Here is a 20,393-nt window from a genome sequence, read left to right as displayed (position 1 = left end):
CTACCGCCGGGCGAGCTCGATGGCCTTGCGGGTGGCCCAGCGGGCGCGCTTGCGGTCTCCGCTCGCCTCGTAGGCGATGCCCAGCCTGAACCAGGCGCGCCATGAGTCCGGGGCTGCCTCCACCTCGCCCTGGTAGCGCGGAAACACTCCGTCGGCCGCGGTCTGGTCGACCCGGCCGCTCGGCAGCAGCGGCAGCTCCTCGTCGGGCATGCCGCCCTCGGCCTCCAGCGTCTTCGCCAGCTTCTGGGCGCGCAGCATGAACAGCACCTCGGCCACCAGCGCCCAGAAGCCGACCAGCGGCAGCACAAACAGGGCGATGCCGAGCGCCAGCGTGACCGGCTGCCCGTCGAGGATGAGGATCACGGCATACTGCACCGTGAACAGCAGGTACAGCACGAGCAGGGCCGCCATGATGGCGACGCCAATACGCTTCACGCGGCGCCGCTCAGGTCGATCAGCCGGTCAAGCCCGACCACCACGCCGCGGGTGTCGCCGAGAGCGCGCAGCGCCAGCAGGATGCCGGCCTCGTATGCGGCGGGCGACAGGGTGTCGTGGGTGATGCTGAGCTGCTCGCCCAGCCCGCCGAGGATGACCTGCTGCTTGGCCACGACGCCCTGCATACGCAGGCTGTGGATCGGCACGCTGGAGACCTGCTGGCCGCGGGCTCGCTGGTCGGCGTGCGGCGCGATCACCGGGCCGAGCGCGCGGCGCGCCTCGCCGATGAGCTCGGCGGTGCGCACCGCCGTGCCGGATGGGGAGTCGATCTTGCCGGCGTGGTGCGCCTCGATGATCTCGATCGACTCGTAGAACCGGGCCGCCATGGCGGAGAAGAAGGTGGCGAGCACCGAGCCGAGCGAGAAGTTCGGCACGATGATGACCCCGACCTCTGGCGCGTCGGCGACGGTGCGCTCCAAGCTGATGATGCGCTCGGCCGACCAGCCGCTGGTGCCGACCAGCACCGACTTGCCGTGCTCGACCGCGTACTCGACGATGCCAGGCGAGACCTGCGGCACCGTGAAATCGATGACCACGTCGGCGCCGAGCAACTCGGCCAGGTCACCGCCGGAGCCGAGACGGGCGACCAGCTCGAAGCCGTCGGTCTCCTCCACCAGGCGGCACGCGAGCGTGCCCATCTTGCCCGTCGCCCCGACAACAGCAACCTTCGTAGTCATCCTGCAATGCTAGCTAGCCTTGAGACATGGTGAGTTTCCGTGAGGTTGACGTGACCGACCGTGCCGCGCAGTCGCTGCTCGACGAGTATTTCGCGAGCCGGGCGCTCGGATTCCCCGAGGACATGGGCCAGTACGAGGTGAACCGACCTGATCCGGTGCAGTTCCGGGCACCGCGCGGGGTGTTCCTGGTGGTGGAGGGTGAGGACCTCGCCGGCGACGCCGCGGATGTCGGCTGTGGCGGCATCCGGATGCTGCCGACTATGCAAGATCACCCGCTGCGCTACGAGGTGAAGCACCTGTTCCTGCAGCCGCACACCCGTGGCCGCGGGTACGGCCGGCTGCTGCTGGCAGAGCTCGAACGGCGGGCCCTGGCCTTCGGCGCGCACGAGCTGGTGCTCGATACCAACGCCAGTCTGGAGGCCGCGGGCCGGCTGTACCGCTCGAGCGGTTACACGGAGACCGAGCCGTACAACGACAACCGCAACGCCACCCACTGGTTCGTCAAATCGTTGCAACCCGGTGCCGTATCGTCGCAGGATGCGCCTCGGAGTACTTGACGTCGGCTCGAACACCGTCCACCTGCTGATCGTTGACGCCCACCCGGGCGCGCGACCGGTGCCGACGGCCTCGCAGAAGTGGGTGCTGCGGCTGATGCGGCATCTCACTCCGGAGGGCGCGATTACCGAGCAGGGCGTGCAGGCGCTGCTGAGCTCAGTGGCGGCGGCCGCGGAACAGGCCAAGGCCGCCGACGTCGACGAGTTTCTGCCGATGGCCACGTCGGCGATCCGCGAGGCCCTGAACGGCCCGGAGGTGCTGGACCGAGTGGCCCGCGAGACCGGCGTCACCCTGCGCGTGCTCTCCGGCGAGGACGAGGCCCGGCTTACCTTCCTGGCCGTGCGCCGCTGGTATGGCTGGTCGTCCGGCCACATCCTGCTGTTCGACATCGGCGGCGGGTCGCTGGAGATCACGTCGGGATCGGATGAGATTCCGGATGTCGCGTTGTCGCTGCCGCTCGGAGCCGGCCGCTCCACGGTGGGATTCTTGCGCGACGACCCGCCGCAGCCGGAACAGGTGGACGCGCTGCGGGCGCACGCCAGGGCGGTGATCCGCGACGTGCTGCCGCAGTTCCGCGGTCAGCCGGACGCCGACCACATGATCGGTTCCTCGAAGACCATCCGGTCGCTGGCCAGGCTCGCCGGGTCGACGGTGCGCGGTTTCGGTGCGGAGGATCGCAGCATCCTGCGTCTCAAGGAACTTAGCGATTGGGTGCCACGGCTGGCGCGGATTCCTGCCGATTCCCGGCCCGCCCTGCCCGGCGTGACCGAGGACAGGGCGTTCCAGATCGTCGCCGGCGCCGTGGTGCTCGAGGAGGCGATGCGCGCGTTCAAGGTGGACTCGATCGAGGTGTCACCGTGGGCGATGCGCGAGGGCGTGATGCTGCGCTACCTGGACCAGCTGGAGAGCGTGTGACCGCCTGAGGGCGGCTCCTCACTCCATCGCACGGCGCCGGCTGCTGAGCGCACCGTCGCCGGCTGCTGAGCGCACCGTCGCTGGCTGCTGAGCGCACTTTCGCTGGCTGCTGAGCGCACTGTTGCTGGCGCCACTGGGTGGCTGTTGCGCCCCTTTCTTGCGGCGTCTTCTCCTCCACAGGCGCTGGCTCGGTGACTTGTCCCAAGATTTGCGACATTCCTTCGTATCTGTGTTCTAGAGGAGGAACATAGAAGGCATGGAAACCCTCGCAGACCAGTTCGACCAGCTCGGCGCGGAACTCTCCGCCCTGCTCGGACCGGTCGGCGTCCGGACGCTGACCGATGAGGAGCTGCTGATCCTGACCGGCGCGGTGGAGCGGCTCGGCCGCGCCGTGGACGGGGCCCGGGTGCTGGCCGCCGGCGAGATCGGCGACCGCTCCCGCCGCGAGCTCGGCCCGGACGGCCTGGCCTACCAGAAGGGCTGCCGGAACGCGATCGAGCTGCTGGAACGGGTCACCCTGATCGGCGGCCTGACCGCCAACCAACGGCTGAAACTCGGCCGGCAACTGCACCCGGACACCACCCTCAGCGGCGAAGCACTGCCGGGCCGGTTCCCGCAGGTCGCCGAGGCCCTCACCGCCGGCCGGATCGGTATCGATGCCGCCGCGGCGATCGTCAAGGGCCTGCAACCGGCCAACGCCCACCCGGACGAGCTGGCCGCCGCCGAGGCCGAACTGGTCGCCGCCGCCACCGGAACCCACCCCACCAGCACCGACCCGGACACCGACCCCGATGCTGACCCTGCTGTCGATGCCGACCCGGATGCCACCGCCGTGGCGCCGTTGCCCTGCGCGGCCGATGAGATCGCCATCCAGGCCTCCGTCTGGCGGGCCGTGATCGACCCCGACGGGCTACAACCCTCCGAGGAACGCGCCATGCGCAGCCGCATGTTCGGCAAAGGCCACCTGCGCGACGGACTGGTCCGCGGCCAATACGCCCTGCTCCCCGAGATCGCCGCGAAACTGGACCGGCTCTTCGACGCCTACCTCTCCCCGAACACCACCGGGGTGTTCCTCACCGACGACGAACGCGCCACCGCCGAGGCCCTCGGCGATGACCGCACCCCCGACCAGCAACGCCACGACGTACTCGCCGCCCTGGTCGACGGCCACGCCCGCTCCGGCACGGCCCCCCGCATCGGCGGCGCCTCCCCCACCGTGCTGGTCAGCGTCAAAGCCGCCGACCTGAACAGCGGCCGCGGACCCGGCTGGATCGACGGACTCACCACCCCGATCTCGATGGCCGCGATCAACCAGATGACCTGCACCGGCGGCATCCAACCGGTCAGATTCGACTCCTTCGGCCGGATCATCGAACTCGGCACCAAACAACGCGTGTTCACCCCCGCCCAACGCCGCGCCATCAACCTCCGCGACGGCAGCTGCATCTGCTGCAACATCCCCGCCGGCTGGACCGAGATCCACCACGTCCTGGACTGGGCCAAAAACGGCCTCACCCACACCGACAACGGGGTCAGCCTGTGCTGGTTCCACCACCGCACCATCGAAACCTCCGGCTGGGACATCCGCATGATCCGCGGCGTCCCCCACCTCAAGGCACCACCCTGGATCGACCCCACCGGCACCTGGCGACCCGCCAGCAAAGCCCGCACCGACAAGGGAAACTGACCACCCCTAACCCGGGAAAGTTAGAACGGCTGGTTCTCCGGCAGCCCGGTGCGCAGTTCCGCCGGCAGGTGACCGAGGTCGTTGTGCGTCACGAGCACCGGCGGTTTGGCGCTCCGTACCCGGATGATGGTCAGCCCGCAGTGGGCCTGGTTCAGCCCCATCCACCGCCAGGTCGGGGCGCCGAACGCCTCGCGCACGAACCAGGAGATCACGAAGTTGTGCGTGATCAGCAGCTCGTGCCGGTCATCGCGCGAGGGACGCATCCATTCGGCCACAGCGTCGGCCATCTGCGCCTCACCGGCGGCGATTTCCTCCGGGGTGACCGACCCGTAGAACGGCTCGAACGCGTGCGGCATGTCTGGCGTGGGTCCGGCCGGGATGCAGTCCATCAGCAGCGCGGTCGGCTCGGGCTCGATCGCCGGCATCCGCTCAGTCATGATGCGGGCCGTCTCCTGGGCCCGCTGCAACGGCGACGTCCAGGCGGCCGTGAACGGCACGCCACCGAGACGCTCGGCGATCGCTTCGGCTTGCCGGATGCCGCGTCCGCTCAGTGGCCCGTCAGGCAGACCGTGTTCGGCGTCGACCTGTTCGCCGTGGCGAACGAGGTAGAGGTAGTGGACCATTCAATCCTGCTTCGATCAGGCCGCGGATGGCTCCTCTTCGAGTCCCGCGAACAGTGATTCGTCGACCGCGCCAACGGCGGCGATCGACAATGGACGGCTGGTGAGGTCGGAGGCAAGCTCGCGTACCCCATCGGCCGTCACCTCATCCAGACGGTGTAGCGACTCGTCCAGGTCGGCGAACTCCCCGAGGGTGAGCTCGCTGCGACCGAGACGCGTCATACGAGTGTCTGAGTCTTCGAGAGCGAGCGCCGACGCGCCGCTCAGCTGGCCCTTAGCGCGACGCAGCTCGTCATCGGTGACGCCGTCGGCGCCAATCCGGCGGAACTCGGAGCGCAGCAGCTCGGCCACCTCAGTGACCCGCGACGGCGAGCATCCGGCGTACAGGCCGAACACGCCCGCGTCGGAATAGCTCGGCGCGAACGAGTACACCGAGTAGGCAAGGCCGCGCTTCTCCCGCACCTCCTGGAACAGCCGGCTCGACATCCCGCCGCCGAGGATGCTGCTGAGCACGCTCAGCGTCGGCCGCCGCGGGTCGGTCGCCGACAGCGCGGGAACCCCCATCAGGATGTTGGCCTGCTCGATCGGGCGACGGGTGACCGACAGCGCCGATCCGCGCTCGATCACGGTATCGCCGCCGGTGCGGCGTTCGACCGGGCGGGCGGGCGTCGCGAGATCCCAGCCGGCCGCGGACAGCGCCCGCTGCGCAGCCTCGACGATGAGGTCGTGGTCGAGCGCGCCGGCGACGGTGATCACCAGGTCTTGCGGGCGGTAGTTGGCCCGGTAGTGGCGCATCACGGCGTCCCGGGTCACCGCGCGAATGGTGGCCGGGTTGCCGCCGATCGGCCGGCCGAGCGGGTGCCCACCCATCACGGCCTCGAAGAACCGCTCGCTGGTGACATCCGTCGGGTCGTCGTCGGCCATGGCCAGCTCTTCGAGGATCACGCCGCGTTCGTTCTCGAAGTCGGTGGGATCGATGACGGATGACGTGAACATGTCGGCCAGCACGTCGACGGCCATCAGCAGGTCACGGTCGCGCACCTTGGCGTAGTAGCAGGTGTACTCCTTCGCGGTCATGGCGTTGTGCTCGCCACCCACACCGTCGAAGCTGACCGCGATATCGAGGGCGCTGCGCGATGCGGTGCCCTTGAACAGCAGATGTTCCAGAAAATGGGTCGACCCGAAGGTTTCCGGCTGTTCGTCGCGGGATCCCACGGCCACCCAGAAGCCGATCGTGGCGCTGCGGGCGCCGGGAACCTGTTCGCTCAGGATGCGGACGCCGCTCGGCAGAACGCTTCGGCGAACCAGCGCGTCGCCGGTTGCCAGGAAAGACAACTCGGGCAGGTCAAGGGGAAATGCAACAGCGCCGTTCATCGTCCCCAGCCTAGGTCATCACCCGCCGGCTCCCCGAGACCTGAGCGATGCTCCCCCAAATTGGGGGTGACTAAAAATGCCGACAGACAGCTCTGTCTGTCCTCACTACGTATAGTGTGATCGCAGACAAGCAATTGGCGCGGTAACCGCCGGTGTGAGAACTCAGGATCCCCTCGTGAGCCTCGCCCGGTCGAACCCGAAACGACACGCGGCCACCGCACACCGATTGCCGGTCTCGCGACACCCCTGCTCGCGACGAAATACCCCGGCTGGACCGGGTTGCACGACACCTGAAGGCTTGGAGCACCCCGGCCGATAAGCCAGAAGGAGCACGCTGTGGCGGTCGATTTCCCCCCATCGACCGCCCAGCCTGCGCCCGGCGCCAAGGTTCGAATTCTCGAGACCGCCGACCGGCTGTTCTATCTCGAGGGCATCAACGGCGTCGGCGTCGACCGGCTAATCAGCGAGTCTGCGGTCACGAAGGCCACCTTCTACAAGCATTACGGGGCGAAAGACAGCCTGATCCTCGCGTACATCCGCGGCAGGTCGGCTGCGATGCGCGACCGGTTCGAGCAGATCGCTGCCGCGCACACACCTGACGACACGATCCGTCGCATCTTCCGCTCAGCCGGCGAAGAGATCACGGAACCCGGTTTCCGCGGCTGTGCGTTCACGAACGCCGCGGTCGAGTTCGCCCGCCCGGCGCATCCGGTACGGCTGATCGTGGCTGAGCACCGCGAGTGGTTCACCGACTTCCTGGTCGAGCGGCTGCGCGCGCTCGGGCACCCGCTGCCCGGCGACGCGGCAGACGACCTGCAACTCGCCTATGACGGTGCGATGACCGGCGGTTACGCCGGTGACCCGATCGCGGCCTCGGTGGCGCTGTCGCGCGCCGTCGACCGTGTGCTGGAGTCGGTTCCGGCCGTCGCCTGACCGGTCCGGACGTCGCCTGACCGGCCGGACGTAGTCTGACCTGCTGCTAGGTGGCGCTCACCCGGTCGAGCTCCGTAATCTGCTGACGGCTGAGCTGGATCGACGCGGATGCCGTCAGGTCGCTGACCTGATCTGGCTCGCTTGCCGACACCACCGTCGCGGCCACCAGCGGCTTGGTCAGCAGCCAGGCCAGCGCGATGCTCGCCGGTGTCGCGTCGTGCTGGGCCGCGATCCTGTCGAGCGAGGCCAGCACACGGAGCCCGCGCCGGGTCAGGTGCTGAGCCAGTTCACCGCCGCGCTCGCTGCGCTGTAGGTCGGCCTTGCTGCGGTACTTGCCGGTGAGGAACCCGCTGGCCAGCGCATAGCGCGGCAGCACGCCGAGCCCCTGCTGTCTGGCCACGTGCGCCAGCCCACCCTCGTACTCCGCCCGGTGCATCAGGTTGTACTGATTCTGCAGCGCCACCATCGGCGCCACACCCAGCTGGGCCGAGGCGATCCTGGCCTCCATCAGACGGTTGCCGGTGTGATCGGAGCCGCCGAAATAGCGCACCTTGCCCGCACGGATCAGCTCGTCGACGGCGAGGAGTGTCTCCTCGAAGTCGACGCTGGGGTCATCGATGTGCAGATACAGCAGATCGATGTGGCTGGTGCGCAATCGTTTCAGCGACGCCTCCACCGAGCGGCGCACCGCGACCGTGCCGAGACCAGGGTTCTCGGCGCTTTTGCCCACCTTGGTGGCCACGATGATCTCGGATCGGTTGCCGCGGGCGTGCATCCATTCGCCGATCAAGCTCTCGCTCTGGCCGTCAGAGTAGCTGTCGGCCGTGTCAACGAAGTTGCCGCCCTGCGACACGTACGCGTCCAGGATCGCGTGGACGGCATCGCGATCGGCGGTGAAACCGAACACGTTGCCGCTCATGGCAATCGGGAACACGCGAAGTTCAGACTGGCCGACCTGTCGTCGGCGCACGGGTATGGTTCCGACGACAGTCGCCGTTTCCGCGGTCGAGGGCGTGACCTCGTAATGCGCTGTCGTTGACGGCAACCCGGGTATCAGTTGCGTCATGAATCGTTCTCCAAAATCCACTCCTGGTACTTCGGGTCGTGGGAGCGGGTTCACTACGAGACTACGTCGGGAACGCCCCGAATATCTCGTGATTTCCGCCAATCGTTATCAACGGGTTTATCTTCGTAATAGCGGGAGGCATGAGCATGACTGATTCGCCTAATCTCTCCGACTCACCGAGGGTGACCGAGCAGGCGGCGCTGACCACATCGAGTGGTCTGATCTGGCTCGTCATCGCCGGCATCCTGAGCGTCGTGAGCATCGGCTTTCTCTGGCCGATGACCCAATTGACCCGGATGTGCCCGCTGATGGAGCCCGCAGCGGCGTACTGCTCGGACGGCACGGTGCCCACCGTGCCGCTGGTCGGCATCGCCCTGATCGTGCTCATCTACGCGGCCATGGTGGTGATCCGGTACACGGTCGAGCGGCTGCGGTTCCGGCTCGCGCTGATGGCCATCCTGACCGCGCTGATCCCGATCGTGTTCCTGATCTGCGGCAGTCTGGTGATCCTGTCGCAGGAGGGTCCGATCGATCCGATGCCGCTGGGCTGAGCCGGTCGCGCCACGTCGCCCCGGTCGTGCCGCTTAGGAGGCGGCCTTCTCCAGCTGCGCCATCTGCTGGCGGGTGAGCTGGATCGCCACCGCACCGAGGTGCTCGGCCAGTTGCTCGCGGCTCTTGGCGCGCACCAGCGCGGCAATCACGCCCGGCTTCGCCAGCAGCCAGGCCAGGGCGATGCGGCCGGGGATCTGCTCGTGCTCTGCCGCGACGGCCTCCAGCGCGTCAAGCACCTTGTTGCCGCGCTTGCCGATGTACTGCATCGCCTGGCCGAACATGGGCGATGAGGGTAGGTCGTCGCGGGTGCGGAACTGACCGGACAGGTACCCGCTCGCGAGCGGTGTCTTGGCGAACAGGCTGATCCCGCGCGGCACGGTCACCGGCAGCAGGTCCTTCTCTACGACGTCCCGTTCCATCAGCGAGTATTCGGCGACGACCGACCGGAACATCGGGTAGCCCTCGGCCTCGGCGATGGCGTGCACTTCGGCCAGACGAGTGCCGGAGTACCCGGCGGCGCTGAGGTAGCGCACCTTGCCCTCGGCCACCAGCTCGGCGGCAGCGGCCAGGCTCTCCTCCGCGGGGGTCTCGGGATGATCGCCGTCAAACGACAGGAAGTCGATGCGGTCGGTGGCCAGGCGCTCGAGGGATGCCTCGACGGCCGCCTTGATGCTGTTGGCGCCCAGGCCGGGGTGATCCGGATGCCTACCCACCTTGGTGGCGATGAGGAAACGGTCACGGTCCGGCTGGTCTCTCAACCAGTTGCCGATCATCAGTTCGCTGCGTCCAGCGGCGTAATGGTTTGAGGTGCTGATGAACGTGCCGCCGGCCTCGCTGAACGCGTCGAGCACGTCGACACTGTCCTCTGCCCCGGCGGCCCAACCGAAGATGGCGCCGTCCAGGCCGAGCGGCAGAATGCGCACACCGGTGCTGTCGATCTCTCGTTCGCCCATCACCGGCGAGGCCGGAACGAGGTGGCCTGGCTGCCCGTGCGAGTCGTCGGTAGCGACATCCGGAATCGACGCGTTCTCGATCGGTTCGACGGGGCTGTCCGAAGCGGTCATGCTGGCCCTCCGCTATGACAATGCCCGCCCCTGGGTCAGGTAGCGGGCAACTGGCTGATGCCGACAGCATAGGCTTGAGACGCGCCAGCGGCCCGGCGGCGCGCCGAAACCACCCCCCGATCGGGGGAATCCGGCACCCGGTTAGCGGATCACCGACTGCATCTACTCCTGGAACACCGGCGTGGTGCCGACCAGCAGCACGATCAGCATCGCTCCCGCCGTGGTCAGCAGCAGCGAATGCTTGCCCGCCGCAACCAGACGCTCGACCGACCCTGGCGCACGGTGGCGCGCAGTTGACCACCACGGTGACTGATACGCGCTGTGCCGACCCATGTTTTCCCCTTGTGACAAGCACCCTCTCTGTGCTGGGTCAAGTTTCACGCTCAGGTTGATGGTTAACCGCGCGACACGCCGGGACTTAACGCGGGAATGCCCGCCCCCGGTTTCGGGGGCGGGCATCACCTGCTGCGGAAGGGTTTAGCCTTCGGCCGGCTCCAGCGGGCCTTCGCTGTGTGCAGCGGAGCCCTCCTGGTCTGCGGCCTCTTCGAGCACCGGGGCGAGCGACAGCTTTCCACGGTCGTCGATCTTGGTGATCTCCACCAGGATCTTCTGGCCGACGCCGAGCACGTCTTCGACGTTCTCGACACGCTTGCCACCGGCGAGCTTGCGCACCTCAGAGATGTGCAGCAGGCCGTCCTTGCCCGGGAGCAGCGACACGAAGGCGCCAAAGGTGGCGAGCTTCACGACGGTTCCGAGGAACTGCTCGCCAACCTCGGGGTTGGTCGGGTTCGCGATGGCGTTGACCTGCGCGCGGGCGGCCTCGGCCGAGGGTCCGTCGACAGCGCCGATGTACACGGTGCCGTCTTCCTCGATCGAGATGTCTGCGCCGGTCTCGTCCTGGATGGCGTTGATCGTCTTGCCCTTCGGGCCGATCAGCTCGCCGATCTTGTCGACCGGGATCTGCACGCTGATGACGCGCGGCGCGGTGGGCGCCATCTCGTCAGGCGTGTCGATGGCCTGGTTGATCACGTTCAGGATCGCGGTACGCGCGTCCTTCGCCTGCTGCAGCGCACCATCAAGCACCGACGACGGGATGCCGTCGAGCTTGGTGTCCAGCTGGATCGCGGTGACGAATTCGCTGGTACCGGCGACCTTGAAGTCCATGTCGCCGAGTGCGTCTTCTGCACCGAGGATGTCGGTAAGTGCCGCGTAGCGGGTCTCACCGTCGACCTGGTCGGAGACGAGGCCCATGGCGATACCGGCGACGGGAGCCTTCAGCGGCACACCGGCGTTCAGCAGCGACAGGGTCGACGCGCAGACGGAGCCCATCGAGGTGGAACCGTTGGAGCTGAGCGCCTCAGACACCTGACGGATCGCGTAGGGGAACTCCTCGCGGCTCGGCAGCACCGGCACGAGGGCGCGCTCGGCGAGGAAGCCGTGCCCGATCTCGCGACGCTTCGGCGAACCAACCCGGCCGGTCTCACCGGTCGAGTAGGGCGGGAAGTTGTAGTGGTGCAGGTAACGCTTCTTCGTGATCGGGCTCAGCGAGTCGATCTGCTGCTCCATCTTGAGCATGTTCAGCGTGGTGACACCCAGGATCTGTGTCTCGCCGCGCTGGAAGATCGCGGAACCGTGCACGCGCGGGATGACCTGAACCTCGGCGTCGAGCGCGCGGATGTCGGACAGCCCACGACCGTCGATGCGGACACCCTCTGAGAGGATGCGGCCGCGGACGATCTTCTTGGTGGCCGACTTGTACGCGGCGCTGACCTGGCCGTTGGCTTCGGCAGGCAGTTCGCCCGCTTCAACCTTGGCGGCGATGGCGTCCTTGACGCGAGCCTTGAGCGCGTCATCCGCGTTCTGGCGCTCGACCTTGTCGGCGATCTTGTACACCGAGGCGAGTTCCTCGCTGGCGAGGGCGTCGACGGCGGCGAGGGTCTCGTCGCTGTACGGCAGGAACACCGGGTAGTCGGCGATCTCCTTGGCGCTCTGCGCTGCCAGCTCGGCCTGGGCCTTCACCAGCTGGGCGAGGAACGGCTTGGCCGCTTCCAGACCCTGCGCCACGACGGACTCGTCGGGCTTGACGGCGCCGCCCTTGATCAGGTCCCAGCTGTGCTCGGTGGCCTCAGCTTCGACCATCATGATCGCGACATCCTCGTTGCCGTTCTTGTCGGTGACAAGGCGGCCGGCGACGGTGAGGTCGAACACGGCGTCAGCGAGCTGCGCCACGTTCGGGAATGCGACCCACTGGCCGGAACCGTTGGTGTCGGGGATGAGCGCCAGGCGCACGCCACCGATCGGGCCGCTGAACGGCAGACCGGAGATCTGGGTCGACGCAGATGCCGCGTTGATGGCCAGCGCGTCGTAGAACTCACCGGGGGCGATCGACAGCACGGTGATAACGATCTGCACCTCGTTGCGGAGGCCGTCGACGAACGACGGACGCAGCGGGCGGTCGATCAGCCGGCAGACCAGGATCGCCTCGGTGGACGGGCGTCCTTCACGGCGGAAGAACGAGCCGGGGATCTTGCCGGCCGCGTAGCTCCGCTCTTCGACATCCACCGTCAGCGGGAAGAAGTCGAAGTTCTCTTTGGGGTGCTTGCTGGCGCTGGTGGCGCTCAGCAGCATGGTTTCTTCGTCGAGGTAGGCAGCAACGGCGCCCTGCGCCTGCTGGGCGAGTCGTCCGGTTTCGAACCGGATGGTGCGCTTGCCGAACTTGCCGTTATCGAGAACGGCTTCAGCGAACTTGATTTCTGGACCTTCCATTAAGGTCTCTCTCCTTTGCTAGTCACGCCCCACGTGGGGCGCGGCGTAATGCAGCGGAGCAGGAGCGGGCAGGAAGGGACACGACACATGGGTGCCGGGCGTCTGTTCTGGCCAACAGTAGAAACACACCGTTCGAGACGGGATGCCACCACCGGTGACCAGCTTCGAGCCGGCCTGCTCCGTTTTGATGCTCAATGTTAAGTTGAATGCATACTGCGATGGCTCGGCTGCCGCGAACGCGGGCCGAACCTCGGTCATCCTATCAGGGCAGCCCTGAGTGCCCCAGCGGTGACGCGCCGTCCTCACGGTCCGCGAGCATCCCCCGCCACAGCATCCGGATAGCGTCGTGCACTCGACGCTGCGTTTCCGGATCGGTTGTGCGCTCGCCGCGCACCACCATCTGGTAGTAGTAGACCCCAGCGATCAGGTCCAGTGCGGCATCGATGTCGAGGTCCGTCCGCAGGAGACCGGAGTCGATGCCCCGCCGAAGCGCTGCCGCGACCGGCACTCGGCGACGCGATACATGTGCCCGCCAGTATGTGAGCTGCAACTCACGATCTTCGAGGGCAAGCACGAGCCGCTTGCGGAGCAGCTGGTCAAACCCGCGTGGCGTTGACGTCAGATCAATTGTGTACGCGGTGATGATATCGGCTAGCAGGTCACCTGTATCGAGCATTTGCACGTCGCTGCGAACACTGTCGAGGGCGGCCGCGATCAGTTCCTCGCGACTCATCCACCGTCGGTAAAGCGCCGCACGACTCACGCCGCTCCGGGCCACGATCGCGGCGACGGTCAACGGTGCGCCATCTTCGCTCTCGATCAGCAGTTCCACGGTGGCCGCGATGAGCCGGTCATCGATGTCCTCAGCGCGCGGACGCCCCGGTCGTCGCACGGGATCATCGCGACCGGTCTCCAGGTCAAGCATCCCGCTGCCCCACGAGGCGGCTTCGCAGTACCGCGATCGTGTCATCGCTCAGCCCGGCACCCTGCAGCACGGCGAGCACGCCGCCATGCTCCTCATTGACGCACGCGAGCATGGCCGCCATCGTCTCTGCGGAGGCCGACAGGAGCGGACTCTCTATGCTCAGCTCTCCCGATTCGATCAGCGCCAGCGACGCCCCCGCTCGAAGACGCTCCAGAATCGCCGGGAGTGCGGCGTGCGTTAGGGCATAGTCGGCAATGATTTCGTGATCAGGCACTTCCAGCACCGACAGCACGCTCGCCGCGAAAACGCCGGTTCGATCCTTCCCTGCGGCGCAGTGGAAGAGTGTCGCACCGGTCGTTGTCGCGATGGCGTCGAGCCCCCGAACCACTGATCCGGCAGTGCGAACCAGCATGGCGGCGTACCACTGCCCCATCAGTTCCTTGCTCGAAAGTTCTGACAGGAGGAGCCGCATTGCGTCGGGGTCCGTGGCGTTCTCTGTGAGGGGCAGCGAAAGGTAGTCCGCCCCATGCCCGGCAAGGTGACCGCGGCCGCTGTCGGCGACTTCCTCGCGCGAGCGGAGATCGAGGACGAGGCTCAGTCCGTCCCCGATCAGCCGCGCCGCCTGCTCCGGTGTGGTGCGCGAGACGTCGTCGCTGCGCCAAAGCATTCCCGTGCGCACAGCACCGTCTGGAGTGGGTAGGCCCCCGAGGTCTCGCAAGTTGGCGAGGTCGGACGCGACGTGGGGTGACTCGAGGCTCATGTGACCTTCTTTCTGATGATGGCGCTGATGCGGTCGATCACCGTGACGAGCACGATGATGCTGATGAGGATGGCGAGCAGGTGCCCGTAGTCGTACATGCGCATCGCGGTGGTGAGCTCCATGCCGATGCCGCCCGCTCCGACGAGTCCCAGGATGGTGGCTCCCCGCACGTTGCCCTCGAACAGCAGCAGCGAGTAGCTGACCAGCAATGGAGACGCCTGCGGAAGCACGCCATAGGTGATCACCTGGCGTTTGGACGCGCCGGATGCGTTGAGCGCCTCCAGTGGGCCGTTCGGCACCGACTCCATTGCCTCGGCGTAGATCTTGCCGATCGAACCGATCGAACCGAGGATGAGAGCGAGGATCCCGGCGAACGGCCCGAGCCCGACGGCGGACACGAACATGAGGGCGAAGATCAGGTCAGGAACCGAGCGCAGCACATTCAGCACGAACCGGCTGATGCCGTAAAGCCAGCGGGGTGCGATATTACTGGCCGCGCCGAAGCTCACGATGAGCGAGAGCAGCGCTCCGATCAGTGTGCCGACGACGGCCATCTGCAGGGTTTCGATGAGCAGCTCGACGATGGTGCCGAACTTGTCGAACGACGGCGGCCACATGCGTGAGAGGAACTCCCCCATGCGCGGGAGGCCGGTGAGGAAGCGTTCGAGGTTCACGCCGGAGCCCGCGACGCTCCACGCAACCAGCGCAACCACGACAACAAGGCCGATGACTCCGCCGGTGCCGGGCACTTGCAGACTGCGCGATAACCGTGCCCGGTCGGCGGCGGACAGCCGCTCATCGAACCGCGGCCCGTTGTCGGAGGTGTCCCGCGGTCGAATCAACGTTTCAGGCACCAAATTCTCCTTCGAATCCGTAGATGTCAGAGACAACGGCAGGCGTCAGCTCCGCGGGAGTGCCGTCGAACACCGTGCGCCCGGCGTGCAGACCAACAATTCGGTCGGCATATCGCTTGGCGAGCGCCACGACATGCAAGCTCACGATCACGGGGATGTTCTGTTCATGAGCGATCTCGCGCAGCAGCCCGAGCACAGAACCTGCCAGACGCGGGTCGAGGGATGCCACCGGCTCGTCGGCGAGGATCAGTTTCGGCTGCTGCATCAGGGCACGTGCGATGGCGACACGCTGCTGCTGGCCGCCACTCAGCGTGCGCGCCTGCTGACGTGCCTTGTGTTCCAAGCCCACACGGTCAAGGAGGCGCAGTGCCTCGTCACGCTGGGTGGAGCTGAACCCACCGAACAGGTTCACGGTTCCCGACCGGTACAGCCCACCCGTCAGCACATTGGTCAGCGCGCTCAGGTTGGGCACCAGGTTGAAGTGCTGGAAGACGTAGCCCACTTCAGACCTGAGTGCCCGGAGCTCGGCGCCGTGCTGGGCCAGCACGTCGCGACCGCCGACCCGCAGTTCATCTGCTGTCGCCGGCGCCATCTGGGTGAGCGAGCGCATCAGCGTCGACTTTCCGGAACCGGAATGACCGAGCAACGCGACGACCTCACCCGGTGAAACGCTGAGGTCGAGCCCGTCGAGCGCAAGCGTGTTGCCGTAGTGGACGCGCACATTGCGCGCAGTCACCACCGCCTCGGCGGCAGCCGGGAGCACGAGGCTCCCCGCTGCCGACGAGGTGTTGATCAGATGGGTCATCGCATGTCCTCGAGAGACACACCAACATCTTTCGCGACCTGCAGCAGGGGCGCGTACACGTCAGCGTCCGGGTTCACGATGTACTCACGGCTGCCACCGAAGAGGTCAAGCGTGCCCTCATCCGCCATCAACTTGCCGGGCAGTCCATCGATGAGCTGCTGCCGCGTGGCATCATCCAGGTCGGTGCGCACCACCAGAGATATGCCGATCGGGATGGGGTCCGTTTCAGCGAGCTGCCGAACCTGATCCTCGGCGAACAGCCCACCCTCAAGGAAAACGGGGTACAGCTGGCTCGCGGTGCAAGCCATGTCGACTGACCCGTTCACCATGGCGAGGATTGCGGAGTCGTGACTGCCAGCAAACGTCGATTCGTAGTCCTTGCCGTCGATCAGGCCGTTCTGCGTGAGCATCGACTTGGGCATGAAGTGACCGGTTGTCGATCCCGGATCGACGAAGGCGATCGAGTGCCCGGCGAAGTCATCGATTGTCTGAATCTCGCTGTCCGCACGGACGAGACACACCGCAGCGGGTCGCTTCTCGGACTCCCACACCAGGATTGGGGAGACAGCTCCGTTCTCGACAGCGAGCGCTGTTGAGAATTGACTCATCAGCGCGACATCCACGAAACCACTGCGTACAGCCTCGACAACGGCCATGTAATCCGCGGGGTTTTCGACCTCGACCTCGCGGCCGGTGGCCTCTTCGATCATCGCGGCTACCGCGTCGACTTGAAGGAGAGTGTCGGGGTCGTCGGTTCCCGGCGGCATCGCGAACGTGAGCGGCCCTGTGGTGTCTTCGGCCTCTGCAGTGGCTGCGTCACCGGCGCAGCTGGCGAGCATCAGCACGGCGGCAACCGATGCCGCTACGGCGATCGTGGCTCTCTGGCGAATCATGGGTGTCCTTCCAACGGGAGACGAGGTGTCGGAATTACGGAACCAGCCGTCTCTATACGGGAATTACGAGACTGCTGTACTCGGAATGGAGCACAGGTGAACAGTTGGCGGGCGAGGGCTGGACAGGTGCGACCCGTGGGCGTTGACTGAACGCACGTCAGCCGATTCAAGGAGGAATCATGGGATCAGTCGCACGAGTCACCACCATCAGCGCCCGCTCGGAGACGAGCTTCGAAGACGCCATCAAGGTGGGTGTTGAGCGGGCTAGCGCGACACTGCGTCATGTCCAGGGCGCCTGGGTCAAGGAACAGGAAGTCGAGATCAATGAGGGCCAGATCGTGGCCTGGCAGGTGGTTCTCGAGGTCACCTTCGTTCTGGAGTAGCCAGCGCGCATCGACAGGATGCCCGTTTCTCAACGCCGAGAGACGGGCTTTTGGCGTGCGCACCGTCGCTTTTTCGAAAGATCGAGGATTCTTTCACGTCGTGTCTTGGCAATCAGGCCCGGGCGCGCTGTGGCGGATCACTACGCTGGGGGCCGTCAGAGAGGACACACCCCGTGCACGTTGGAATAGTACGAGAGAGACGCCCCGGCGAACGGCGCGTCTCAGCAACACCAGAAACGGTCAAGCAACTGCAATCGCTTGGGCTCGACGTGATCGTCGAAGCCGGAGCGGGCAGTGAGGCAGGATACGCGGATGCCGCGTACGGTGAGGCGGGAGCGCGGATCACACCGACGCTCGCCCTCGCCGAGCTAGACGTGCTCTGCCACGTGGCGCCGCTCACCCCCGAGACCGCGTCGCAGCTGAAGCGCGGCGCGGTGACGGTCGGACTCGCCTCCCCCGCGTCCGAGCGCGACACCGTGCGCGCCCTCGCCGACGCGGAGGTGACCGCGTTCGCCCTGGAGCTGGTGCCGCGCATCTCGCGGGCGCAGTCGATGGACGCGCTCAGCTCGCAGGCGCTGGTCGCCGGCTACCGCGCCGTACTTGAGGCGGCAACCCGGTTCCCCCGGTTCTTCCCGCTCTACATGACCGCCGCCGGCACCATCCCGCCGGCCAAGGTGCTCGTGCTCGGCGCGGGAGTTGCCGGGCTGCAGGCGATCGGCACCGCGAAGCGCCTCGGCGCACGGGTGTCGGCGAACGACATCCGCCCCTCCTCGGCCGATGAGGTCACCTCGATGGGCGGCACGTTCATCAACCTCGATGTGGAAACCGCGCAGGACACCAGCGGGTACGCGAAGAGTCTGAGCGATGACCGCGCGGAACGGCAGCGGCAACTGCTGGCGCCGCATGTGGCGGCCGCCGACATCCTGATCACCACGGCCGCGATCCCCGGCCGCCCTGCTCCGCTGCTGGTGACCGCCGACATGGTGGCCGGCATGCGCGCCGGATCCGTCATCGTCGACCTCGCCGCCGAGACCGGCGGCAACGTGGAGGGCGTGATCGCCGGCCGCGACGTCGCCGTGCCGACCGCCGCCGGTGACGGGCACGTCACCCTGGTCGGGCTGAAGGATGCGGCATCCGCAATTCCCTTCGACGCCTCGCGGCTGTTCGCGAAGAACGTGGCGAATCTGCTCGCGTTGATGACCGAGCAGGGCGTGGTCGCCCCCGACTTCGACGATGAGGTCATCGCCGGAGCGTGCCTCACCCACGACGGTGCCGTGCGTCACGCACCCACCGCCGAACTGCTGCAAGGAGCCAAGTAATGGATGCCGTGACCCTGCTCACCGTGGTGGTGCTCGCCGTGTTCGTCGGCTTCGAGGTGGTCTCGAAGGTGACGAGCAAGCTGCACACACCGCTGATGTCTGGCGCGAACGCGATCCACGGCATCATCCTGGTCGGCGCCATCATCGTCGCCGGTCAGGCGACGGATGCCTGGCTGCTGACGATCGCGCTGGTCGCCGTGGTGCTGGCGACCGCGAACCTGGTCGGCGGCTTCGTTGTCACCGACCGGATGCTTGAGATGTTCCGGCAGCGGAAGCCCGCGCCGAAGGATGCTGCAGCCCAGGCTGTGGCGAAGGAGGAGGCGAAGTGAGCATTCTGTCACCGGAATGGACCGCATTCCTCTATCTCATTGCGGCGGTGTGCTTCATCCTCGCGCTGAAGGGGCTGAGCTCTCCGCACTCCGCCAGGCGCGGTAACGCGATCGGCGCGGCCGGAGCCCTGCTCGCCGTGATCACTGTGTTCCTGGCCTCACGGCTGGAGAACATCCCGTTCATCCTCGCGGCGATCGCGGTCGGGTCGGCGATCGCCGTGCCGATCGCCCGGCGCGTGCAGATGACGCAGATGCCGCAACTGGTGGCGCTGTTCAACGGCGTCGGCGGTGGCGCCGCGGCTCTGGTGGCGGTGCTCGAGCTCGGGCACAGCGACGATGGCTGGACGCGACTCGCGGTGGTGTTCACCATGCTGGTCGGCGCGGTCTCGTTCTCCGGCTCCGCGGTCACCGTGGCCAAGCTGCAGGAACTGATCAGCACCCGCCCGCTCACCTTCCCCGGGATGCCCGTGGTGATGACCCTGGCGCTGATCGCCTCGGTCGCCGCATCCGGCATGGTCGTCGCGACCGGCTCGTGGGAGTGGGCGGTCGCCGTGCTGCTGCTGGGGCTGGCCACCGGGCTGCTGCTGGTGCTGCCGGTCGGCGGCGCCGACGTGCCCATCGTGATCTCGCTGCTGAACGCCTTCACCGGGCTCGCGGTGGCGGCATCCGGAATCGTGCTCGGCAACGTGCTGCTGCTGGTGGCCGGCACCCTGGTCGGCGCCAGCGGAACGATCCTCACCCAGGCGATGGCCCAGGCGATGGGCCGGAGCGTTGCCGGCATCCTGTTCGGCGCGTTCCGCGGCGGCTCCACCGCCGGCTCCACCACGGTCAGCGACCGCCCGGTGCGGTCGTCGACGGCCGAGGATGTCGCGATCGAGCTGGGTTACGCGCAGCGGGTGGTGATCGTGCCCGGCTACGGCCTCGCCGTGGCGCAGGGTCAGCACACCATCGCGGAACTCGCCGAGACCCTGCAGGAACGTGGCGTGCAGGTGGTGTTCGGCATCCACCCGGTGGCCGGGCGCATGCCGGGTCACATGAACGTGCTGCTCGCCGAGGCGAACGTGCCGTACGAGTCGCTGCGCGAGCTCGGTGAGGTGAACCCGGAGTTCAAGCACACCGACGTGGTGCTGGTGGTCGGCGCCAACGACGTGGTGAACCCGGCGGCGAAGACCGCGCCCGGCTCCCCCATCTACGGCATGCCGATCCTCGAGGTGTCGCAGGCGAATCAGGTGGTGTTCCTCAAGCGGTCGATGCGGCCGGGCTTCGCGGGCATCGAGAACGAGTTGCTCTACGACCCGAAGACGACGCTGCTGTTCGGCGACGCCAAGGACTCGCTGACCAAGGTGCTCGGGGCGATCAAGGCGCTCGTCTAAACATCCCGTGTGTGAACACGAAGAGGCCGTCATGCGATTCGCATGACG

The 20,393-nt window shown here is 67.1% G+C and carries 22 protein-coding genes; 9 read left to right on the top strand and 13 right to left on the bottom strand.

Features of this window, described 5'->3' with window-relative positions:
• Complete coding sequence (locus HCT51_RS05665; protein ID WP_370626938.1) at positions 1–435, bottom strand: tetratricopeptide repeat protein; 435 nt, start codon at positions 433–435, stop codon at positions 1–3.
• Positions 432–1,172 (bottom strand): 4-hydroxy-tetrahydrodipicolinate reductase, encoded by a 741-nt coding sequence (dapB, locus tag HCT51_RS05660; protein ID WP_166871166.1) that lies wholly within the window; start codon positions 1,170–1,172, stop codon positions 432–434. The genes HCT51_RS05665 and dapB overlap by 4 nt, the downstream gene beginning before the upstream one ends.
• A gap of 26 nt (positions 1,173–1,198) precedes the next feature.
• Here dapB and HCT51_RS05655 point away from each other — a divergent pair, with 26 nt between their 5' ends.
• The 3 genes from HCT51_RS05655 (at position 1,199) to HCT51_RS05645 (ending at position 4,329) form a co-directional block, all read left to right on the top strand.
• Complete coding sequence (locus HCT51_RS05655) at positions 1,199–1,729, top strand: GNAT family N-acetyltransferase (protein WP_166871163.1); 531 nt, start codon at positions 1,199–1,201, stop codon at positions 1,727–1,729.
• On the top strand, positions 1,710–2,642 hold the full coding sequence (locus HCT51_RS05650; protein ID WP_166871161.1) for a Ppx/GppA family phosphatase: 933 nt from the start codon (positions 1,710–1,712) through the stop codon (positions 2,640–2,642). Before HCT51_RS05655 ends, HCT51_RS05650 begins: the two co-directional genes overlap by 20 nt.
• Positions 2,643–2,898: 256 nt before the next feature.
• Positions 2,899–4,329 (top strand): HNH endonuclease signature motif containing protein, encoded by a 1,431-nt coding sequence (locus HCT51_RS05645; protein WP_166871159.1) that lies wholly within the window; start codon positions 2,899–2,901, stop codon positions 4,327–4,329.
• Positions 4,330–4,349: 20 nt separating this feature from the next.
• Here HCT51_RS05645 and HCT51_RS05640 read toward each other — a convergent pair whose 3' ends face one another.
• Positions 4,350–4,952 (bottom strand): histidine phosphatase family protein, encoded by a 603-nt coding sequence (locus tag HCT51_RS05640; protein ID WP_166871157.1) that lies wholly within the window; start codon positions 4,950–4,952, stop codon positions 4,350–4,352.
• 15 nt (positions 4,953–4,967) lie between these two features.
• A complete protein-coding gene (locus HCT51_RS05635; RefSeq protein WP_166871155.1) occupies positions 4,968–6,323 on the bottom strand; it encodes a M16 family metallopeptidase in 1,356 nt (451 codons plus the stop codon).
• 336 nt (positions 6,324–6,659) lie between these two features.
• On the opposite strand from HCT51_RS05635, the gene HCT51_RS05630 reads away from it, so the two are divergent.
• Complete coding sequence (locus tag HCT51_RS05630) at positions 6,660–7,256, top strand: TetR/AcrR family transcriptional regulator (protein ID WP_166871153.1); 597 nt, start codon at positions 6,660–6,662, stop codon at positions 7,254–7,256.
• Between the two features lie 46 nt (positions 7,257–7,302).
• Here the strand turns inward: HCT51_RS05630 and HCT51_RS05625 are convergent, their stop codons facing one another.
• Positions 7,303–8,322, bottom strand: a complete 1,020-nt coding sequence (locus HCT51_RS05625) for an aldo/keto reductase (RefSeq protein ID WP_166871151.1) — start codon at positions 8,320–8,322, stop codon at positions 7,303–7,305.
• Positions 8,323–8,468: 146 nt separating this feature from the next.
• Between HCT51_RS05625 and HCT51_RS05620 the strand changes: the two genes are divergently transcribed.
• Positions 8,469–8,873, top strand: a complete 405-nt coding sequence (locus HCT51_RS05620; RefSeq protein WP_166871149.1) for a hypothetical protein — start codon at positions 8,469–8,471, stop codon at positions 8,871–8,873.
• Positions 8,874–8,906: 33 nt separating this feature from the next.
• Here HCT51_RS05620 and HCT51_RS05615 read toward each other — a convergent pair whose 3' ends face one another.
• The 8 genes from HCT51_RS05615 to HCT51_RS05580 all read right to left on the bottom strand — a co-directional run bounded on the left by HCT51_RS05615 (position 8,907) and on the right by HCT51_RS05580 (position 16,941).
• Entirely contained in the window at positions 8,907–9,938 is a 1,032-nt protein-coding gene (locus HCT51_RS05615; protein ID WP_166871147.1) for an aldo/keto reductase, read from the bottom strand.
• A gap of 162 nt (positions 9,939–10,100) precedes the next feature.
• A complete protein-coding gene (locus HCT51_RS05610; RefSeq protein WP_166871145.1) occupies positions 10,101–10,271 on the bottom strand; it encodes a hypothetical protein in 171 nt (56 codons plus the stop codon).
• Positions 10,272–10,415: 144 nt separating this feature from the next.
• Positions 10,416–12,704 (bottom strand): polyribonucleotide nucleotidyltransferase, encoded by a 2,289-nt coding sequence (locus HCT51_RS05605; protein ID WP_166871143.1) that lies wholly within the window; start codon positions 12,702–12,704, stop codon positions 10,416–10,418.
• Between the two features lie 262 nt (positions 12,705–12,966).
• Positions 12,967–13,674: a TetR/AcrR family transcriptional regulator gene (locus tag HCT51_RS05600; RefSeq protein ID WP_224760694.1), complete on the bottom strand. Its 708-nt coding sequence runs from the start codon at positions 13,672–13,674 to the stop codon at positions 12,967–12,969.
• Positions 13,622–14,389 (bottom strand): tyrosine-protein phosphatase, encoded by a 768-nt coding sequence (locus HCT51_RS05595; protein ID WP_166871140.1) that lies wholly within the window; start codon positions 14,387–14,389, stop codon positions 13,622–13,624. Before HCT51_RS05595 ends, HCT51_RS05600 begins: the two co-directional genes overlap by 53 nt.
• Positions 14,386–15,243 carry a phosphonate ABC transporter, permease protein PhnE gene (gene phnE, locus HCT51_RS05590; protein WP_224760693.1) on the bottom strand — a complete coding sequence of 286 codons (858 nt, stop codon included), beginning with the start codon at positions 15,241–15,243 and terminating at the stop codon, positions 14,386–14,388. Before phnE ends, HCT51_RS05595 begins: the two co-directional genes overlap by 4 nt.
• Positions 15,236–16,048 carry a phosphonate ABC transporter ATP-binding protein gene (phnC, locus tag HCT51_RS05585; protein ID WP_166871138.1) on the bottom strand — a complete coding sequence of 271 codons (813 nt, stop codon included), beginning with the start codon at positions 16,046–16,048 and terminating at the stop codon, positions 15,236–15,238. Before phnC ends, phnE begins: the two co-directional genes overlap by 8 nt.
• A complete protein-coding gene (locus HCT51_RS05580) occupies positions 16,045–16,941 on the bottom strand; it encodes a phosphate/phosphite/phosphonate ABC transporter substrate-binding protein (protein ID WP_166871136.1) in 897 nt (298 codons plus the stop codon). Before HCT51_RS05580 ends, phnC begins: the two co-directional genes overlap by 4 nt.
• Positions 16,942–17,120: 179 nt before the next feature.
• Here HCT51_RS05580 and HCT51_RS05575 point away from each other — a divergent pair, with 179 nt between their 5' ends.
• The 4 genes from HCT51_RS05575 to HCT51_RS05560 all read left to right on the top strand — a co-directional run bounded on the left by HCT51_RS05575 (position 17,121) and on the right by HCT51_RS05560 (position 20,345).
• Positions 17,121–17,324 (top strand): dodecin family protein, encoded by a 204-nt coding sequence (locus HCT51_RS05575; protein WP_166871134.1) that lies wholly within the window; start codon positions 17,121–17,123, stop codon positions 17,322–17,324.
• 173 nt (positions 17,325–17,497) lie between these two features.
• Positions 17,498–18,643: a Re/Si-specific NAD(P)(+) transhydrogenase subunit alpha gene (locus HCT51_RS05570; RefSeq protein ID WP_166871132.1), complete on the top strand. Its 1,146-nt coding sequence runs from the start codon at positions 17,498–17,500 to the stop codon at positions 18,641–18,643.
• On the top strand, positions 18,643–18,972 hold the full coding sequence (locus HCT51_RS05565; RefSeq protein WP_166871130.1) for an NAD(P) transhydrogenase subunit alpha part 2: 330 nt from the start codon (positions 18,643–18,645) through the stop codon (positions 18,970–18,972). Before HCT51_RS05570 ends, HCT51_RS05565 begins: the two co-directional genes overlap by 1 nt.
• On the top strand, positions 18,969–20,345 hold the full coding sequence (locus HCT51_RS05560; RefSeq protein ID WP_166871129.1) for an NAD(P)(+) transhydrogenase (Re/Si-specific) subunit beta: 1,377 nt from the start codon (positions 18,969–18,971) through the stop codon (positions 20,343–20,345). The genes HCT51_RS05565 and HCT51_RS05560 overlap by 4 nt, the downstream gene beginning before the upstream one ends.
• The last annotated feature ends 48 nt before the right edge of the window (positions 20,346–20,393 follow it).

Source organism: Salinibacterium sp. ZJ450 (assembly GCF_011751885.2).
GTDB lineage: Bacteria > Actinomycetota > Actinomycetes > Actinomycetales > Microbacteriaceae > Ruicaihuangia.
Note: the sequence above shows the minus strand (reverse complement) of the source record. Positions and strands in the feature narration are given on the sequence as shown.

Bases quoted from the DNA above. Each gene is read 5' to 3' on its own strand.
- dapB (WP_166871166.1), bottom strand. From the start codon at position 1,172: ATGACTACGAAGGTTGCTGTTGTCGGGGCGACGGGCAAGATGGGCACG.
- HCT51_RS05655 (WP_166871163.1), top strand. From the start codon at position 1,199: ATGGTGAGTTTCCGTGAGGTTGACGTGACCGACCGTGCCGCGCAGTCG.
- HCT51_RS05650 (WP_166871161.1), top strand. From the start codon at position 1,710: ATGCGCCTCGGAGTACTTGACGTCGGCTCGAACACCGTCCACCTGCTG.
- HCT51_RS05645 (WP_166871159.1), top strand. From the start codon at position 2,899: ATGGAAACCCTCGCAGACCAGTTCGACCAGCTCGGCGCGGAACTCTCC.
- HCT51_RS05640 (WP_166871157.1), bottom strand. From the start codon at position 4,952: ATGGTCCACTACCTCTACCTCGTTCGCCACGGCGAACAGGTCGACGCC.
- HCT51_RS05635 (WP_166871155.1), bottom strand. From the start codon at position 6,323: ATGAACGGCGCTGTTGCATTTCCCCTTGACCTGCCCGAGTTGTCTTTC.
- HCT51_RS05625 (WP_166871151.1), bottom strand. From the start codon at position 8,322: ATGACGCAACTGATACCCGGGTTGCCGTCAACGACAGCGCATTACGAG.
- HCT51_RS05620 (WP_166871149.1), top strand. From the start codon at position 8,469: ATGACTGATTCGCCTAATCTCTCCGACTCACCGAGGGTGACCGAGCAG.
- HCT51_RS05615 (WP_166871147.1), bottom strand. From the start codon at position 9,938: ATGACCGCTTCGGACAGCCCCGTCGAACCGATCGAGAACGCGTCGATT.
- HCT51_RS05610 (WP_166871145.1), bottom strand. From the start codon at position 10,271: ATGGGTCGGCACAGCGCGTATCAGTCACCGTGGTGGTCAACTGCGCGC.
- HCT51_RS05605 (WP_166871143.1), bottom strand. From the start codon at position 12,704: ATGGAAGGTCCAGAAATCAAGTTCGCTGAAGCCGTTCTCGATAACGGC.
- HCT51_RS05600 (WP_224760694.1), bottom strand. From the start codon at position 13,674: ATGACACGATCGCGGTACTGCGAAGCCGCCTCGTGGGGCAGCGGGATG.
- HCT51_RS05595 (WP_166871140.1), bottom strand. From the start codon at position 14,389: ATGAGCCTCGAGTCACCCCACGTCGCGTCCGACCTCGCCAACTTGCGA.
- phnC (WP_166871138.1), bottom strand. From the start codon at position 16,048: ATGACCCATCTGATCAACACCTCGTCGGCAGCGGGGAGCCTCGTGCTC.
- HCT51_RS05580 (WP_166871136.1), bottom strand. From the start codon at position 16,941: ATGATTCGCCAGAGAGCCACGATCGCCGTAGCGGCATCGGTTGCCGCC.
- HCT51_RS05575 (WP_166871134.1), top strand. From the start codon at position 17,121: ATGGGATCAGTCGCACGAGTCACCACCATCAGCGCCCGCTCGGAGACG.
- HCT51_RS05565 (WP_166871130.1), top strand. From the start codon at position 18,643: ATGGATGCCGTGACCCTGCTCACCGTGGTGGTGCTCGCCGTGTTCGTC.